The following is a 15,669-nucleotide window of genomic DNA, read 5'->3' as shown; positions in this document are numbered from 1 at the left end:
GGTCCCGGGGTGTCAGTGGGCCCGACGGTGCTGGCGCGAGACGGCGATCCGCCCGGCCGCCCGCAGCAGGTGCGGTGCGTGGCGCGCGGTACCCAGAATCAGACGATCGATCATGTTCAGACTCAACGGGTTTCGGGACATCGCCCGGGAACTGTCGCAGGTTTCGGTGAGTGCGTACAACCGCCAGTGCCCGGGGACGCCCTTGAGGTCGTGGTCACCACGGTCGGTGAAGACCAGTCCGGAGCCGACGACGAGGTCGCGCACCGTCCGTGAGACCAGCACCTCGTCGGGGCCGGCGGCCGCCGCGATGCGCGCGCCGACGTGCACGGTCATCCCGGTCAGTTCGGTTCCGATTCCCTCGAGTTCGCCGGTGTGCACGCCCGCTCGTACGCCGAGCCCCAGTTGGTGGGCCTGGCGGCACACGGTGCGTGCACACCGGACCGCGGCGACCGGACCGTCGAACACGCTCAGCGTGCCGTCGCCGGCGACGTTCACCAGGCGTCCGCCCGTCTCCTCGACCTCGTTGCGCACCTGGCGCTCGTGCGCGGCGCGAAGATCGCGGTAGCGGCTGTCACCGATCCGGGCGAGCGTCTCGGTGGACGCGACCACATCGGTGAACAGCACCGACGCGAGATAGCGTTCGGCGTCGACGAGCCGACGGACCCCGGTCGCGACCTCCTCGATGTGGTCGAGGACCGGTATCCAGGCCTCACCCATCGAGGTGCCGGGCGGCAGCGGGGGCAGCACGTGCAGCGTGCCGTGCGGAATCGCTGCGGCGATCTGCCGGGAGGCTTCCAACGGGACCGCGCTCCGCGCGGAGTGCAGGACACGGGTGGGGCACTGGACGGAGGCCAGTGTGTCGAAGTAGTCGACCCGGAACAACCATTCGAGGTGTGCGCGGGCGGTGGCGGGGGTCGCCGAACAGCGCTCGAGCAGCGCCATCAGCCGCCGATTGAACGGCGAGTCCTGGGTCGGATCCCACATGGCGATGACCTGGCCGGAACCCCAGTCGTCGTAGACGGCCCGCCATCCGTCGACGAAGCGGTCCCGCGACTGGCCGGTCCACCCCCGCGGCAGGTCCACGCCCTCGCGGAGGGCGCCCTCGACGAAGGGCTGCTGGAAGACCATTCCGGTGACCCGGTCCGGGGCGCGGGCCGCGATCAACGCGAGGGCCCCGCAGGTGCTGCCGATGCCGACCAGGGTGGCGCGGTGCATCCCGACCGCGTCCATGACCGCGAGCACGTCGTCGGCCTGCTGTTCGAGGGTGGGGACGTGGTCGACCGGATCGGACAGGCCGAAGCCGCGGCGCTGGAAGTACACCATCCGGCAGAAGGTCGCGGCCCGCTCGAAGACGTAGTGGATGTGGGGATCGGTCCACATGAGATCGGGATGCAGGCCGATCTCGAGAAACAGGACCACGTCCGTGCTGTTCTCGCCGCCCTCGCCCACGACCTGATATGCCAGCGCGTGCCCGTCACGCTCGACGTACCTCGTTCCAGGCGGGTACATAACCCCAGCGTAGGCCGCGGCCCTGATCCGACCTAGTCGGGTTCGGGCAGTGCGGCCTCGGGTCCGGACACCCCGCCCAGCACGGCGGCGAGGCGTTCGCGGGCGCGGCCGAGGTGGTCGGTGAGGAAGTCCACCGCGCGGTCGGCGTCGCCGTCGCCGATCGCGTCGAGGATCTGCTGGTGCTCGGCCGCGATGCTCGACGTGGTGAGCAGGTGTTTGCCCTGCACCTGGACCATGCACAGCCGTACCTCGGAGACGAGGGTCCGGAAGATCCGGCTGGTGCGCGCGCTCCCGACGGCGTCCACGAGCGCGGTGTGGAACCGCATGTCGGGGTCCACCACCGACAGCGGCGCACCATCGGTGAGCACGGCGATCTCGGCGTTCGCGGTCACCGCCTGCTCGGGCACGATCCGGGAGGCCGCGAGTTCGCGCAGCACCTGGGACTCGACCCGGGCGCCGGTGCGGTAGACGCCGCGCACGTCGTCCGGGCCCAGGTGCAGCACCCGGGCGGTCTTGTGCGCGCCCCGCTGGAGCAGCCCCTCGCCGAGGCAACGATGCGGCTGCGGACCCAGCCGTCGGCGGCGTCCACCGTCGTCGCGAGCTTCCCCGAGACCGCGCAGGCCATCGACGCGGTTCTCGCGATCGAGGAGATCGCCGCCCGCCACGACGTGCTCATCGGCACCTTCGGGCACGCCGCCGACGGAAACCTGCACCCCACCATCGTGTTCGACGCCGCCGACCCCGACGTGACCGCGCGGGCGCGGGCCGCGTTCGACGACCTCGTCGCCGCCTGCCTCGCGCTCGGCGGTTCGATCACCGGCGGGTGTCGGCGTCCTCGAGGAGCCCTACATGGAGTCCATGGTGGGTGCCGCCGAGCGCGAACTGATGGCGGGCATCAAGTCCGTCTTCGACCCCACCGGCATCCTCAACCCGGGTCGCGGGTTCTGACGGAACCGAACTTTCCGGCCGCGGATCGCGCGACTGTGACTCGGCAACTGCGCTGTTCGATACATCCTTCAGGGCACCGGACCGCTGAACCTCGGAACTGTGCCGGAGAGGAACGCGTCGAGGCCGACTTCCAGATCCGGGTTGGGCGTCTCGATCCAGCGGTCCTCGAGTCTACTGCCGATTCCCTGCCCCGCTGCCGCGTCGATCATCTGTTTGGCGGCCTGTTGTGTGATCGAGGACCGAGTGGCGATCGTTGCCGCCAAGTCGGCGGCCCGGGACCACAGACTTTCTGCGGGAACGACTTCCGCGACGAGCCCCACGCGTAGTGCCGTCTCGGCATCCATCCGGTCGCCGGTAATCACCAGGCGTTTTGCGGTCGCGGGCCCGAGCGTGCGGACCAACCGAGTGATCGTCCGGGCCGGGTAGATCACGCCGAGCTTCGCGGGCGTCACCGCGAACTCGGCGTTCTCGGCGGCCACACGGAGGTCACATGCCAGCGCGAGCTGTGCGCCACCGCCGATGCAGTATCCCGCGATCGCCGCGATCGCCGGTTTGGGGAACGCCGCCAGCGCCTCCTCCGCATCGGTCACCCGGTCTTCCATGCGGATGCCGGACGCCCGCGCCGACCGTAGCTCGCGGATATCCATCCCGGCGCAGAAGTGCGACCCGGCGCCGGTCACCAGAACCACGGAGACGGCGGGATCGTCCGCCAGCCGGGTGAGCGTGGCCGTCAATTCGTCGAGCATCGCTCCGGTCAGGGCGTTGTGGCGGCGCCGATGGTCGATCGTGATGACCGCTACACGCTGTTCGACCGTGGTCAGGACCCGGCCCGGTCCTTCCGGTGTATTCATCCACCCGCCTGGAAGGCATCCACGAGCAGTTTCTTCTGCACCTTGCCCATCGCATTTCGGGGCAGGACGTCCACGACGCGAATCTCGCGCGGACGCTTGTGGATCGACAGTGTCTGCGCAACGAAGTTCGACAGTTCGCGATGGTCGTGGCAGTCGCCGACGATGTACGCGACGATCCGTTGTCCGAGATCGTCGTCCGGCACGCCCACGACCGCCGCCTCCTGGACACCGGGGTGGTTCAGCAGCGCCTGTTCCACCTCGCCGGCGCCGATCCGGTAGCCACCCGATTTGATCATGTCGATCGATTCTCGCCCGACGATACGGTGGAAGCCCTGTTCGTCGACGACGGCGATGTCGCCGGTCTTGAACCACCCGTCGTCGGTCATCGATTCGGCGGTCTTGTCGAAGTTGCCCAGGTATCCGTCGAAGAGGGTCGCGCCCGCGATCTCCAACTGACCGAGGGATTCTCCGTCRTGTGCCACCGGGTCACCGGACTGGTCCCGCAGCCGGGCCGCGACTCCCCGGATCGGCAACCCCACCCAACCGGGGCGTCGTTCACCGTCGAACCGCGTGCTCAGCGTGATGAGGGTCTCGCTCATTCCGTAGCGCTCGATCGGCGCGGATCCGGTGAGTGCCGTCATGCGTTCGAAGACGGGAACCGGCAGTGGGGCGCTGCCCGAGACGAGGAGCCGTGCGGAGCCGAGCGCTCGGGCAGCGGACTCGTCGGCGCACATGCGGGACCACACGGTGGGGACGCCGAAGTAGAGCGAACCACGGGCCGCTGCATACGATTCCGGAGTGGGGCGCACCGTGTGCACCAGCGGTGAGCCGTGCCGAAGTGCCCCCACGACTCCGAGAATGAGCCCGTGCACGTGGAACAACGGAAGTCCGTGAACGAGGGTGTCGTCCGGACTCCAGTCCCACGCGTCGGCCAACCCGTCCAGCCCTGCCGCGACGGCGGAACGGGATAGCACGACGCCCTTCGGGGCGCCGGTCGTACCCGAGGTGTACATGATCATCGCGGGGGTGGCGGGATCGGGCTCGCGGTGCGTCGATCCCGATCGCGCTCGTGCGTCGATCGGGACGTGGGGGAGTGTGACGTCCCCTCGCTGACCGCCTAGCCAGAGTTGCGCGTCCGAGTCCTTCAGGATGTGGTGCCGTTCGGCCGGACCCGAATCGGGTGGTACCGGTACCGCTGCCACGCCGGCCATGAGGCATCCCGTCACCGCGATCACCGTCTCGATCGTTGCCGTCGCATCGATGGCAACGCTTGTGGCGCCGCCGATCTCATCGGCCACGGCAGCCGCCGCAGCGATCAGCTCGGATCGGGTGAGGGTGTCGTCTCCGACGCGGACCGCGGGTCGGCCGTCGATGCCGGTGCCCGGATCGACGAGCGACTTCAGCAGCGGCCGAGGCGTGAGGGTGGTCATCGGTGAAGGGTCCTTTCTCGAAGTCCCTACCGGACGGCATCGGTCCACATGGTGGACCACCGTGCTACGATGTGGTCCGGCTAATCTATAGCCCGCGATGCTCGACGTCAACCGACGTGTGTGAAAGGTCTTGAATGAACAGCGTTCTCACCGCGCTCCGGGTGTTCGAGGAGGTAGCGGCGGCGCAGCCGGTCGGCCTGTCGGAACTCAGTAAGCGGCTCGACGTTCCGAAGAGCACGGTTCAGCGATGCCTCAAGACCCTGGCCGACGCAGGATGGTTGCGGCCCGCGACCAACGATGCGGGTCGGTGGGTGATCACCGGCAAGGCCTTCAGCCTGGGCAGTGCCCTCTCGGCGGGAGACGACCTGCGGGACGTGGCGCTTCCGGAGCTGAGTCGGCTGCAGGTTGAGACGGGAGAGACCGTTCACCTGGCGGTTCCGGACGGCGACGAACTGGTGCTGGTCGAGCGCCTCGACAGCGCTCACCAGCTACGAGCCTTCCTGCCGTTGGGGACGCGGCTGCCCCTGCATGCGGCGTCGAACGGCAAGGCCTACCTCGCGTCGCTTCCCGACGCCCAGGTCGAGCAGTTCCTGTCGGCCGAGCTCGCCCCGGTGACCGGCCGCACGGTGACCGATCCGGAAGCGTTGCGCAGCGAGATTGCGGAGATCCGCCGTCGTGGGTATGCAGTGACCGATCAGGGACTGCACGACGGGATCGCGGCAGTCGCGGTCGCCTTGCGGGGGCGGGGAGGCGCCGTGCGGGGTTGTTTCAGCGTCTCCGGTCCGGCATCTCGCCTGACCCCGGACCTCTATCAGGAGTACGGCGAGAAGGCGCTGGCCGCACGGGCTGCGATCGAGCGGTTCCTGTCCTGACGGGGAGTCAGGACTGAGTGCGCTTGCTCCGCGCGCGTGTCTTGCCGGCCACCTTCTTCGGCGGTTCGGTCTCGGCCGCAGGCGCTTCGTCAGGCAGCGGCTCGAAGAACATCGCGGTGTTGATGGTGGCCAGCTCGCGACTGGCCGCCTCGTAGAGGCCGGTGAGCACCTGCATCGACCGCACTGCATGGTGCATCTTGGTGGTGATGTCGCTCAGTTCTTCGAGGTTGGACACAAGGGTCTGGCGACGCAGCTGCGCGTACCGATCGGTGATCTCGCGGCCCTTCGCGGTGACGGTGAAGACCGACGAGGTTCCGGACTTGGTGCGTTCGAGAAGCCCCATGCTCACGAGTTTGCGCAGGTTGTACTGCAGGTTCGGTAGGTCGTCGCGATTGGTCAGCTGGGCGATCGTGGCGGTGTCCTTCGACCGTTCCTGCATGCGCACGACGTGCAGCGCGACCACCTCGTTGAATCCCAGATCGAGGTCGGCCGCGACACGAATCGACTGGACCGCGAACCGCTGGAAGCTGCCCTCCACCTGGAGAATTGCGAACTCGAACGCTGTCAGCGCTTCCTCGTAGGCATTCTCGGCGAGGTGCCAGCGCCGTCCTGGTGCCAGTGATTCGGGCTCTCCGGGCGACTGGGGGTCGGTGATGCTCATCTTCTCTTTCGCTGTTCGCTCGACGGTCGACCTGTGGGGTGCAGCGGATGAGTGATTCGCGCTGCGTTGCAACGGTAACAGGGGCAAGCATTGCACTAATTCGTAGATGATCCATAAAAAATCTATTGACGATCCACGGATAACTGATACTGTGACTCGCAACACCAGAGGTGTTTCGACTTCTACAGCACTTGCGGCTCCCAGCCCGGGCCATCGCACAGCTGGCACATCCAGGCAGCTGATCAGCCAATCCATCCAGAGCACACGGAGGTCTCTTCGATGACTGCTTCGTCCCACAGCGGCTCGTCCGCCGGCGTCACCCGGCAGTACGCGCCCTACGTCAAAGCCGATTGGGGCTACTCCAACCACTGGTATCCCGCGCTGTTGTCCGACGAGCTCGAGGACGGCACCGTCAAGGGCATCACGATCGGCGGCAACGACATCGCCGTGCGCCGGTCCGCCGGCAAGGCCTACGCGGTCTCGGATCGTTGCATCCATCGTGGTGTGAAGCTGTCCGCCAAGCCGATGTGCTTGTCGGAGGGCACCATCACGTGCTGGTACCACGGCTTCACCTACGGTCTCGAGGACGGCAGCCTCACCACGATCGTCGGCAATCCCGACGACTCGCTGATCGGCAACGCCGGCATCCGCACGTATCCCGTCGAAGAGGTCAACGGGATCATCTACGTGTTCGTCGGGGACGAGGACTACGGAACCCCGCCGCCGCTCAGCAGCGATCTACCGGCCCGAGTCACCAACGACCCCAACGACACTCCGGTTCCGCACCTGCTGGACGAGGGAATCGTCATCCGGGGTATCCACCGCAAGCTCGTCGGCAACTGGCGTCTCGCCGCGGAGAACGGTCTCGACCCGGGCCACCTCCTCGTGCACTGGGACAACCAGATCCTGGTCGCGCTCGACCGTGCGCTGCCGTTGGGTGTCAACGCGCTGACCGACTCCGCGACCGAGGAGATCGACATTCCGGACGGGCCGAAGGGTGTGATGAACCGGTACGACCGCCCGGACCTCTACCAGCCTGTGCTGGACAACCCCAAGGTCAACATGAAGGCGCGCGGTACGGTGCCGCACTACTTCCGTACCTCGCTCTGGGTTCCGGGCGTCCTCATGGTGGAGCACTGGCCCATCACCGACGTCGTCCAGTACGAGTTCTACGTGCCGATCGACGATCATCACCACGAGTACTGGGAGATCATCGCCACTCGCGCCACCACCGACGAGGACATCGCCGAGTTCAATTTCAAGTACGACAACTTCATGCTGCCGCTGGCACTCGAGGGCTTCAACAACAGCGACGTCTTCGCCCGTGAGGCCACCGAGGAGCACTACACACGTTTCGACGGTTGGAACAACGAAATGCTCTGCGACATGGACTATTCCATCATCGCTTGGCGAAAGATGGCGGCGCGTCATCCGCGCGGCTTCTTCGAATCGCCCTTCCAGGACGAGGACTGACCATGTCGATCGCCCCGACCGACGCAATTCCGGAGTGCGCAGTGACCACTGAGAACAACGTCCACCTGAAGTTCACGGACGGAACCAAGACCATTTCGGTGCCGGCCGGTACCACCATTCTCGAAGCGGCGAACGCGGCCGGTGTCCGACTGGTCAGTCAGTGCACGATCGGCACGTGCGGAACCTGCGTCGGTCGGGTCGCGTGTGGTGACCTCGTGATGCCCGAGGGGCGGGTGTACTCGCTGCGGCAGGACGAGATGGCCGCCGGCCACCGCCTGCTGTGTCAGTCTCACGCCTTCGCGGAGTCCGAGGTGGAACTCGACTATCCGGCAGCGATGCTGGACGAGTACCCGGTGATCGTCACCGCCGCGAAGGTCGGTGCGGTCACCTGGCTCGGTGAGTCGGTGGTGGAGCTGCAGCTCAAACTTCCCAAGTCGGTGCGCTTCTCGTTCCGGGCCGGTCAGTACGTGCGGATGCGCGTTCCCGGCACCGACGAGTGGCGCTCCTACTCGATGGCGTCCGGCGAGCGTGAGCGCAAGAAGTTGGCCTTCACGATTCGAGTGCTCCCGTCCGGTGCGATGTCGGACTACCTGCGCACCGCCGCAGCGGTCGGCGACCAGATCGACCTGGAAGGGCCGATCGGGGGATTCGGGCTGGCGGACGATCCGGGACCGAGCCTGATGATCGCCGGCGGCACCGGCCTGGCCCCGATGCTCTCGATGCTCGAGACGCTGCAGACTGCACGCACGGACTTCCCGATTCGGCTCGTCTTCGGGTGCACCCGCGCGGCCGATCTGTTCCACCTCGACGAACTCGATGCGCGCCGGAGCTTCATGCGCAATCTGGGGGTCCGAGTCGTCGTCGACGAACCCGGCAACGAACTCGCACCCGTCCCCGATGTACTGACGGGCAATCCCGTCAGCGTCCTGACCCCCGAGGACGTCGCGCATCCGCAGACCTCCGCATACCTGTGCGGCCCCCCGGCGATGCTCCAGGGAGCCGAGGTACGCCTGCTCGAACTAGGAATGCCGGCAGAGCGAATCCACGCCGAGCAGTTCCTCCCCAGCTAGATCGCGATCGGACTGCGCCGCGCCGCGGTTCGACTTCCGAACAGAGGCAAGAGATGAGTATTTCCCGTCTGGGCGCTCTGAGCGTCGACGTCACGGACCTCGAGGCTTGGCGCCACGTACTGGTCGACCTCCTGGGGCTCCACGCCCGACCTCGCGCATCCGATCAGGACCCGCTGTTGATCCGAATCGACGACCACCATCATCGAATAGCGCTGTACCCCGCGACCGAGGACCGGATCCGGACCATCACGTGGGACGTGGACAGCCTCGAAGAACTCCAAGCCATCGCGGACCGTGTTACGGCCGAGGGTATTGCCGTCGAATGGGTCCCCGCTGGCCCGCCGGAGGAGCGAATGACGCTGGCGTCCTTCCGGTTCGTCGATGGCGACGGATTTCCGAACGAGGTCCGCTTCGGCCCGACCGTCGATCACCTCCCGCTCGCTCAGGGCGGTGTCATCAGTGGCTTCGTGACCGGCGAGCTCGGTCTCGGCCATGTCGTCCTCATGTGCAAGGACTACCCGGCGGCCGTCGACTTCTACACCCGCGTCCTCGGATTCCGGTTGACGGACTACATCGTGTGGGACGGCGCGGATGCGACCTTCCTGCACTGCAATCCGCGTCACCACAGCCTGGCGCTGATGAACGAGTGCTTCAGCTTCAAGGGTGGGGACTTCAACCACCTGATGCTGGAGGTGGAATCGATCGACGACGTCGGCCGTGCGTACGACCTCATCAACGAGGCCTGCATCGACCTGCAGATGACATTCGGCCGTCACACCAATGACGGTGTGACGTCCTTCTACCTGCGCACGCCCTCCGGATTCGCGATCGAGATCGGGTACGGCGGCGACCTCGTCGACTCGGACGAGTGGGAGGTCAAGACCTTCCGCTCGCCTTCCCGGTGGGGTCACGAACCGCAGAAGGCGGGGTGACCACGTTGTCCGGCGTCGCTTCCCCCTTCTCGGACATCCTGACCGACGAGAACCTCAGTGTCTCCGCGGTCGAGGGCTGTCTGGAACGAATCGAACAGCGCGACAGCGCGATCAAGGCGTGGGCCCACCTCGATCCCGATCTCGCACTGGAGCAGGCCGCGCTGCGCGATGCCGAGCCGCGTCGCTCGGCGTTGCACGGTATCCCGTTCGGTCTCAAGGACATCATCGAGACCGGCGATCAGCCCACCGGTTACGGCTCCGAGTTGTGGGCGGGGTGGCGGCCGGAGCAGGACGCGGAGGTGGTCCGTCGACTCCGCCGTGACGGCGGGGTGGTCCTCGGCAAGACGACCACTACCGAGTTCGCCACCTACCGGCCGACGGACACCCGCAATCCCCACGGGCAGGGACATACGCCCGGCGGATCGTCGAGCGGTTCGGCCGCTGCAGTCGCGGACGGTCAGGTGCCGTTGGCGCTGGGCACCCAGACCGCCGGGTCGGTACTCCGGCCGGGGTCGTTCTGTGGCGTGTTCACCCTCAAACCCACATACGGGCGCTGGCCGTTCGACGGCGTTCTTCCCGTCGCGCTCACCTTCGACACGGTCGGGGCGTTCGCGCGTCATCCTGCGTGGTTGGGGGCGGTCGATGAATCCCTCGCCACCGACGGATCAGAGACGCCGGCGGTCACGGTGCTGGCGCCGATGCGGGAGTTGCGGGTCGGTGTGCTGCGTCCGCCGTGGGCGGACCGTGCGACGCCGGCGGCCGCCGCGCTGCTCGAGGAGTTTGTCTCCCGTCTGCGCGACGTGGTCGCGGACGTCGTCGATGTGGAGGTCCCGAGTGACCTGATCGCACTCGACGAGGCACACACGCTGCTCATGGCTGCCGAGGCCTCCGCCGCCCTCGCCGGGCGCATCCACCGGTCGCACCCTGACCGGATAAGCGACCAGTTACACAGGTTCCTGCAGGCCGGACGGCAGGCCCCTGCGAGTGAGATCCAGTATGCGCGAACAGTTCTGAGGCGAACGCGTTCCTTCGTGGATCGCGCGTTCGATGAGGTGGACCTGCTGGTGACGTTGGCCGCACCCGGCGAGGCGCCGGCGATCGCCGACGGAACGGGTGACCCCGTTTTCAACAAGCTGGCGAGCGTCAGCGGATGTCCCGCCGTCGGGCTTCCCGCCGGACGCGGCGTGCACGGCCTGCCGCTCGGTATCCAGCTCGTGGCACCAGCGCATGCCGACCAGGCGCTGGTGCGGGTGGCGACCTGTCTTACGGATCGTGTGGGCCTGGCATGGCGGCCCGGTGTATCGGAGGAGGAGACGAACGGTGACTGACGTATCGACCACCACGCCACTACCGCTCGACGACACTCGTCGCGAGATGTACGAGGCCGTGTGCGCGAAGCTGGACGCGGACCGCTTCCGCGACCTGCTCGTCGACCTGATCGGCATCCACAGTCCGACGGGCCGCGAGCGGGCCGCGTCCGAGTTCATGGCTACCCACCTGCGGGATCGGGTCGGCATCGACGCTCGGTACCAGCCGATCTCCGAGCACACCGGGAACGCGGTCGGGGGATTGCACGGCACCGGTGGCGGCAGCCGGCTCCTGTTGTACGCGCCCATCGACACCCACATCGATCCCGATTCGGATGTGCCGTGGGTAGGAAAGTCGTTGCGCCCCGACATGATTCCCGAAGCCAAGGTGGACGGTGATCTGGTCGTCGGGCTCGGCGCCTCCAATCCGAAGTGCATGGTCGCCGGTCTTACCGAAGTGATGCACGCCGTCGTCGACGCGGATCTTCCTCTGGTCGGCGACCTCGCGATCGGATTCGCGGGCGGTGGCATGCCCGTGACGATGAGTGGTCGTGACCACGTCGGGATGAGCAGCGGCGTGTTTCACATGCTCACGCACGGTATGGTGCCCGACCACGCCGTCGTGCTCAAGCCGTGGTGGGCGGTCTACCCCGAGGAACCGGGAATGTGCTGGTTCAAGGTGTCCGTGCGGGGCACGTACGGGTACGCGGGAATATCCAGGGGCACCGAGGGTTTCCGTTCGTCGATCGTTCCAGCGGCGACGGTGATCCAGGAGATCGAGGCGTGGCTGCCCGAGTACACCGCACGCAACACCTCGGGCTCCACCATCCCGGAGGGCTGGATCTCCGCGGTGCGGTCGGGGAGCCCGGACAAGCCGGCGTTCCCGTCGGCCACGACGGAGATCTACCTCGACCTCCGGGTCAACCCGCGGGTGACCCCCGGCGACGTCCGCCACCAGTTCGCGCAGATGATCGCCGACATCTGCCGCCGGCACCCCGGGGTCGACATGGACTGGGAGATGTACGGTTCGCTGCCCGGCGGCATGACAGACCCGGACAACTGGATCGTCCAGTCGTGCCGCCGCGGTTGGGAGGAAGTCGAGGGCACACCGTACGAGACGACGCCCCTGCTCGGCGGCCAGACCGACGGCACGCTCATTCGTAGACTCGGAATTCCCTGTGCCCGAATTGGTTACCCATGGCCGCCGGCCGCCGCGCCGGCAGAACTCAATGAGGGGCTCGGTGGCATGGGCGTCGCCTCGGTCACCGACGTCATGATGGCGACGCGTGCTGTCGCGTACGCCGTCGTCGACACCCTCACCCGTACCAGAGAGGAACTCGACCTGTGAAGCGTGTACTCAACATCGTTCCGGTTCCGGTCCCACCGGAATCCTTGGACGCCTTCGCCTCCCAGCTCTCCGCCGACTTGGTCCACCCCGACTTCGAGAACGTGTTCGTGTCGGCACGCGCGGGCGGTGGCACGCTCGACAGCGCGTACGAGACGACATTGGCCGATGCCTTCGTGCTCGACGCGGGGTGCCGCGCCGAGGAACAGGGCTACGCCGCGGTGTGCGTGAACTCGATGAGCGACTCGGCGCTCGCCGCACTTCGCTCGCGGTTGACGATCCCGGTCGTCGCCCCGAGCCAGGCCACCATGCTGCTCGCATGTCTACTGGGCAAGCGTTTCTCGGTCGTGACGATGTGGCCGCAGTGGCACGAGCTCTACCACAAAGCCGCCCGCGAGAACGGGCTGACCGGACGCCTGGCGTCAGTGCGTGACATCGGTGTCCGGCCCGACGCGGCGGAGCTGCTGGCCGGCAAGGAGGAGTTCGTGTTCGCCGCCGTCGAGCGGGAGGCGCGTGCCGCCGTCGAAGAGGACGGTGCTGACGTCATCATCCTGGGTTCGACCACGATGCACCAGAGTCATGCGTATCTCTCGTCTGTGCTCGATGTGCCCGTCCTCAACCCCGGAGTCGTCGCGTACAAGCTGTGCGAGCTGCTGGTGCAGACCGGCCTCGCGCACAGCAAGCGCGCCTACCCGTCCCCGGAGCGACTGCAGGACGATCTCCTGTCGGCAGTGGCCTCCGTCTTCCCGAGTAAGGACTGACAATGACGACTGAATCCAATCCGGAGATCGGACAGCGCCTGCGCACCGGATCCTTCGACACGAACTACCACGATGTCGGTACCGGCGCCCCGGTACTCCTGCTGCACGGGTCCGGCGCCGGAGTCTCGGCCTGGGCGAACTGGCGTGGGCTGATTCCCGTTCTGGCACAGAACTTTCGAGTGATCGCCCCCGACCTCGTCGGCTTCGGCTACACGTCGCTGCCCGAACCGGCACAGTTCGAGATCTTCGACACCTGGATCGATCAGATCCTGGCGCTGCTCGACGCGCTGGACATCCCGAAGGTGCACGTGGTGGGGAACTCGTTCGGTGGCGGCCTGGCGCTGCACCTTGCGACGCGATATCCGGACCGTCTCGATCGCATCGTGCTTATGGGCGCCGGCGGTGTGCAGTTCGACTTCACGCCGGAACTCGACGCGCTGTGGGGCTATACCCCGTCGGTCGCGAACATGAAGAAGATCATGGACATCATGGCGTACGACCGGTCGCTCGTGACCGACGAACTCGCCGAGCTGCGGTACCGGGCGACGTTGCGTCCGGGGGCGCAGGAGGCCTTCGAGAAGGTGTTCCCGCCGCCGCGGCAGCGGTGGCTCGATGCGCAGATCGTGCCCGACGCCGACCTGGCGAAGATCGAGCACGAGGTGCTGATCCTCCACGGCCGCGAGGACCGAGTGGTTCCGGTGGAGGCGTCGCGGCACATGTTCGAAACGATCCCCAACGCGCAGCTGCACGTGTTCGGAAAGTGTGGTCACTGGACCCAGATCGAGCATGCGTCCCGGTTCCAGCAGCTGGTGGGCCAGTTCCTCGGTGAGTCGCTCGGGCGTGAGGAGGCGTCGGCGTGAGTCCGCGTCGAGCCGATTGCCCGCGGCCGGTAGTCGTCGCGGGTGGTGTGGTCCGGTGAGGGTCGCGATCATCGGAGCCGGCGTCGCCGGCCTGTCCTCGGCGAAGGTGCTGAAACAGTTCGGGTTCGACGTCACCGTGTTCGACCGGACCCCGGACGTCGGCGGCGTGTGGAGTGTGACGCGTCGATATCCGGGGGTGACGACCCAGAACAACAAGGGCACCTATGCCTTCTCCGACTACCCGATGCCGCGGGACTACCCCGAGTGGCCGACGGGGGAGCAGGTGCAAAGGTATCTGGCCGGATACGCCGAGAGCTTCGGGTTGCGCCCGCACCTGCGCCTGGGCACAGAGGTGACGTCGGCGACTCAGGACGAGGGCTCCGGGAACTGGTCGGTGACGACCCGTGAGGTCGAGAGCGGCCGAACAGTGGAGCAGCAGTACGACCGACTCGTGATCGCGAACGGCATCTTCTGTGATCCGTTCGTTCCCCCGTATTCCGGTGCGGCGGAGTACGAGCGGGCAGGCGGCCGGCTGTGTGCCGCCTCCGACTTCCACCGTCTCGAGGACGCGGCCGGCAAGGATGTCCTGGTCGTGGGGTACGGAAAGTCCGCGTGTGACGTCGCCGAGGCCCTCAGCGAGGTCACGTCCTCCATGACGGTGGTGGCCCGCGAGGTCACGTGGAAGATGCCCCGAAAGCTGGGAAATGTGCTGAACTACAAGTACATCCTCCTCACTCGACTCAGTGAGGGGATGTTCGAGCACATCGAGCAGCGCGGATTCGGCCGGTTTCTCACCGGCCCGGGCAGGTTTCTCCGCAACGGTCTGCTCGGCGCCGTCCAGGCGATCACCCAGCGGCAACTCCTTCTCGATCGCGTCGGATTGGTTCCCGAGGGGTCGTTCGAGCGGATCGTGCGGCACGCGGTGAGCCTCGCGACGGAACAGTTCTACGAGAAGGTGGCCGACGGCACGATCGGAGTACGGCGAGGAGCGGTCATCTCCTCGCTGCACGAGAAGGACGGCAAGCCGGTCGCCGAACTTGGCGACGGCGCAGTGGTGCCCGCGGACGTCATCGTATGCGCCACCGGATTCGAGCAGCGGGTGCCCTTCCTGGCCGATGAGCTTCAGTCACGGCTCACCGACGACGCGGGTAACTTCCAGCTCTACCGGCAGATCCTGCCGCTCGACGTCCCCAATCTCTACTTCGTCGGCTACGGCTCGTCGCTGTTCAGTCCACTCAGTGCCGAGGCCGCCGCTCTCTGGACGGCCGATCACATGCTCGGTGGTGCCCGGTTGCCGTCACTCGAGGACCGGCGCGCCTTCGTCCGCACTCGGCTGGACTGGATGGTCGAGCGCAGCGAGGGTAAACCGGCTCGCGGAACGAACATCATCCCGTTCTCGTTGCGGCAGGTCGACGAGGTGCTCGACGAGATCGACGCGAATGTGGGACCCCTGACGCGGCTGGCGCAGTGGTTCCTGCCGGCGCGCCCGGCGTCCTACCGGCGGTCGACCCGCGTGCTGCTGCGGCGCCACGGCATCACCGCGGCGTCGTCTCGTAGCTAGAGGGCGGATGCAGGGGGCCTCGACTGTCGTCGGGCCCCCTGCGCCCGCTACATCTCGTGGCCCGGTCGACCGTTCTGCCCGATCAGTGG

At 67.1% G+C, this 15,669-nt stretch carries 14 protein-coding genes and 1 pseudogene; 10 read left to right on the top strand and 5 right to left on the bottom strand.

The window, feature by feature from the left end:
- Positions 1-12 precede the first annotated feature (12 nt).
- Entirely contained in the window at positions 13-1,509 is a 1,497-nt protein-coding gene (locus AB4Z09_RS14365) for an adenylate/guanylate cyclase domain-containing protein (protein ID WP_114720378.1), read from the bottom strand.
- Positions 1,510-1,541: 32 nt separating this feature from the next.
- The gene (locus AB4Z09_RS14360; RefSeq protein WP_174907244.1) at positions 1,542-2,222 is read right to left on the bottom strand and encodes a GntR family transcriptional regulator; all 681 of its coding nucleotides are present in this window, start codon (positions 2,220-2,222) and stop codon (positions 1,542-1,544) included.
- On the opposite strand from AB4Z09_RS14360, the pseudogene AB4Z09_RS14355 reads away from it, so the two are divergent.
- A pseudogene (locus AB4Z09_RS14355) lies at positions 2,148-2,457 on the top strand (FAD-linked oxidase C-terminal domain-containing protein); the annotation flags it as partial. The gene AB4Z09_RS14360 and the pseudogene AB4Z09_RS14355 overlap by 75 nt on opposite strands.
- Positions 2,458-2,525: 68 nt before the next feature.
- Here the strand turns inward: AB4Z09_RS14355 and AB4Z09_RS14350 are convergent.
- The gene (locus AB4Z09_RS14350) at positions 2,526-3,308 is read right to left on the bottom strand and encodes an enoyl-CoA hydratase/isomerase family protein (RefSeq protein WP_442240046.1); all 783 of its coding nucleotides are present in this window, start codon (positions 3,306-3,308) and stop codon (positions 2,526-2,528) included.
- Complete coding sequence (locus AB4Z09_RS14345; RefSeq protein WP_442240045.1) at positions 3,305-4,738, bottom strand: acyl-CoA synthetase; 1,434 nt, start codon at positions 4,736-4,738, stop codon at positions 3,305-3,307. Before AB4Z09_RS14345 ends, AB4Z09_RS14350 begins: the two co-directional genes overlap by 4 nt.
- A gap of 134 nt (positions 4,739-4,872) precedes the next feature.
- On the opposite strand from AB4Z09_RS14345, the gene AB4Z09_RS14340 reads away from it, so the two are divergent.
- Entirely contained in the window at positions 4,873-5,610 is a 738-nt protein-coding gene (locus AB4Z09_RS14340; protein ID WP_114720384.1) for an IclR family transcriptional regulator, read from the top strand.
- Between the two features lie 7 nt (positions 5,611-5,617).
- Here the strand turns inward: AB4Z09_RS14340 and AB4Z09_RS14335 are convergent, their stop codons facing one another.
- Positions 5,618-6,271 (bottom strand): helix-turn-helix domain-containing protein, encoded by a 654-nt coding sequence (locus AB4Z09_RS14335; protein WP_114720386.1) that lies wholly within the window; start codon positions 6,269-6,271, stop codon positions 5,618-5,620.
- 279 nt (positions 6,272-6,550) lie between these two features.
- On the opposite strand from AB4Z09_RS14335, the gene AB4Z09_RS14330 reads away from it, so the two are divergent.
- From AB4Z09_RS14330 to AB4Z09_RS14295, 8 genes are read left to right on the top strand one after another with little or no spacing between them, the layout of a single operon-like run.
- On the top strand, positions 6,551-7,744 hold the full coding sequence (locus tag AB4Z09_RS14330; RefSeq protein ID WP_174907249.1) for a Rieske 2Fe-2S domain-containing protein: 1,194 nt from the start codon (positions 6,551-6,553) through the stop codon (positions 7,742-7,744).
- A gap of 41 nt (positions 7,745-7,785) precedes the next feature.
- Positions 7,786-8,814: an FAD-binding oxidoreductase gene (locus AB4Z09_RS14325; RefSeq protein WP_442240044.1), complete on the top strand. Its 1,029-nt coding sequence runs from the start codon at positions 7,786-7,788 to the stop codon at positions 8,812-8,814.
- A 53-nt stretch (positions 8,815-8,867) separates the two neighbouring features.
- On the top strand, positions 8,868-9,746 hold the full coding sequence (locus tag AB4Z09_RS14320; protein ID WP_429517531.1) for a VOC family protein: 879 nt from the start codon (positions 8,868-8,870) through the stop codon (positions 9,744-9,746).
- Positions 9,743-11,074: an amidase gene (locus tag AB4Z09_RS14315; RefSeq protein ID WP_442240043.1), complete on the top strand. Its 1,332-nt coding sequence runs from the start codon at positions 9,743-9,745 to the stop codon at positions 11,072-11,074. The genes AB4Z09_RS14320 and AB4Z09_RS14315 overlap by 4 nt, the downstream gene beginning before the upstream one ends.
- Positions 11,067-12,401, top strand: coding sequence for an acetylornithine deacetylase (locus tag AB4Z09_RS14310; protein ID WP_114720396.1), 1,335 nt, complete (start codon positions 11,067-11,069; stop codon positions 12,399-12,401). The genes AB4Z09_RS14315 and AB4Z09_RS14310 overlap by 8 nt, the downstream gene beginning before the upstream one ends.
- Positions 12,398-13,159, top strand: coding sequence for an aspartate/glutamate racemase family protein (locus AB4Z09_RS14305; protein WP_174907257.1), 762 nt, complete (start codon positions 12,398-12,400; stop codon positions 13,157-13,159). Before AB4Z09_RS14310 ends, AB4Z09_RS14305 begins: the two co-directional genes overlap by 4 nt.
- Before the next feature lie 2 nt (positions 13,160-13,161).
- Complete coding sequence (locus AB4Z09_RS14300; protein ID WP_174907259.1) at positions 13,162-14,019, top strand: alpha/beta fold hydrolase; 858 nt, start codon at positions 13,162-13,164, stop codon at positions 14,017-14,019.
- Positions 14,020-14,074: 55 nt separating this feature from the next.
- Positions 14,075-15,580, top strand: coding sequence for a flavin-containing monooxygenase (locus AB4Z09_RS14295; protein ID WP_442240042.1), 1,506 nt, complete (start codon positions 14,075-14,077; stop codon positions 15,578-15,580).
- Positions 15,581-15,669 lie beyond the last annotated feature (89 nt).

It is taken from the genome of Rhodococcus sp. TAF43 (assembly GCF_052113525.1).
Classification (GTDB): Bacteria; Actinomycetota; Actinomycetes; order Mycobacteriales; family Mycobacteriaceae; genus Prescottella.
The sequence above is the reverse complement of the archived record's forward strand: the minus strand, read 5'-3'. Positions and strand labels throughout refer to the sequence as shown.

What these genes read in the sequence shown, in the direction of transcription:
- AB4Z09_RS14335 (WP_114720386.1), bottom strand. Translation starts at nt 6,271, where the DNA reads ATGAGCATCACCGACCCCCAGTCGCCCGGAGAGCCCGAATCACTGGCA.
- AB4Z09_RS14365 (WP_114720378.1), bottom strand. Translation starts at nt 1,509, where the DNA reads ATGTACCCGCCTGGAACGAGGTACGTCGAGCGTGACGGGCACGCGCTG.
- AB4Z09_RS14300 (WP_174907259.1), top strand. Translation starts at nt 13,162, where the DNA reads ATGACGACTGAATCCAATCCGGAGATCGGACAGCGCCTGCGCACCGGA.
- AB4Z09_RS14330 (WP_174907249.1), top strand. Translation starts at nt 6,551, where the DNA reads ATGACTGCTTCGTCCCACAGCGGCTCGTCCGCCGGCGTCACCCGGCAG.
- AB4Z09_RS14320 (WP_429517531.1), top strand. Translation starts at nt 8,868, where the DNA reads ATGAGTATTTCCCGTCTGGGCGCTCTGAGCGTCGACGTCACGGACCTC.
- AB4Z09_RS14340 (WP_114720384.1), top strand. Translation starts at nt 4,873, where the DNA reads ATGAACAGCGTTCTCACCGCGCTCCGGGTGTTCGAGGAGGTAGCGGCG.
- AB4Z09_RS14350 (WP_442240046.1), bottom strand. Translation starts at nt 3,308, where the DNA reads ATGAATACACCGGAAGGACCGGGCCGGGTCCTGACCACGGTCGAACAG.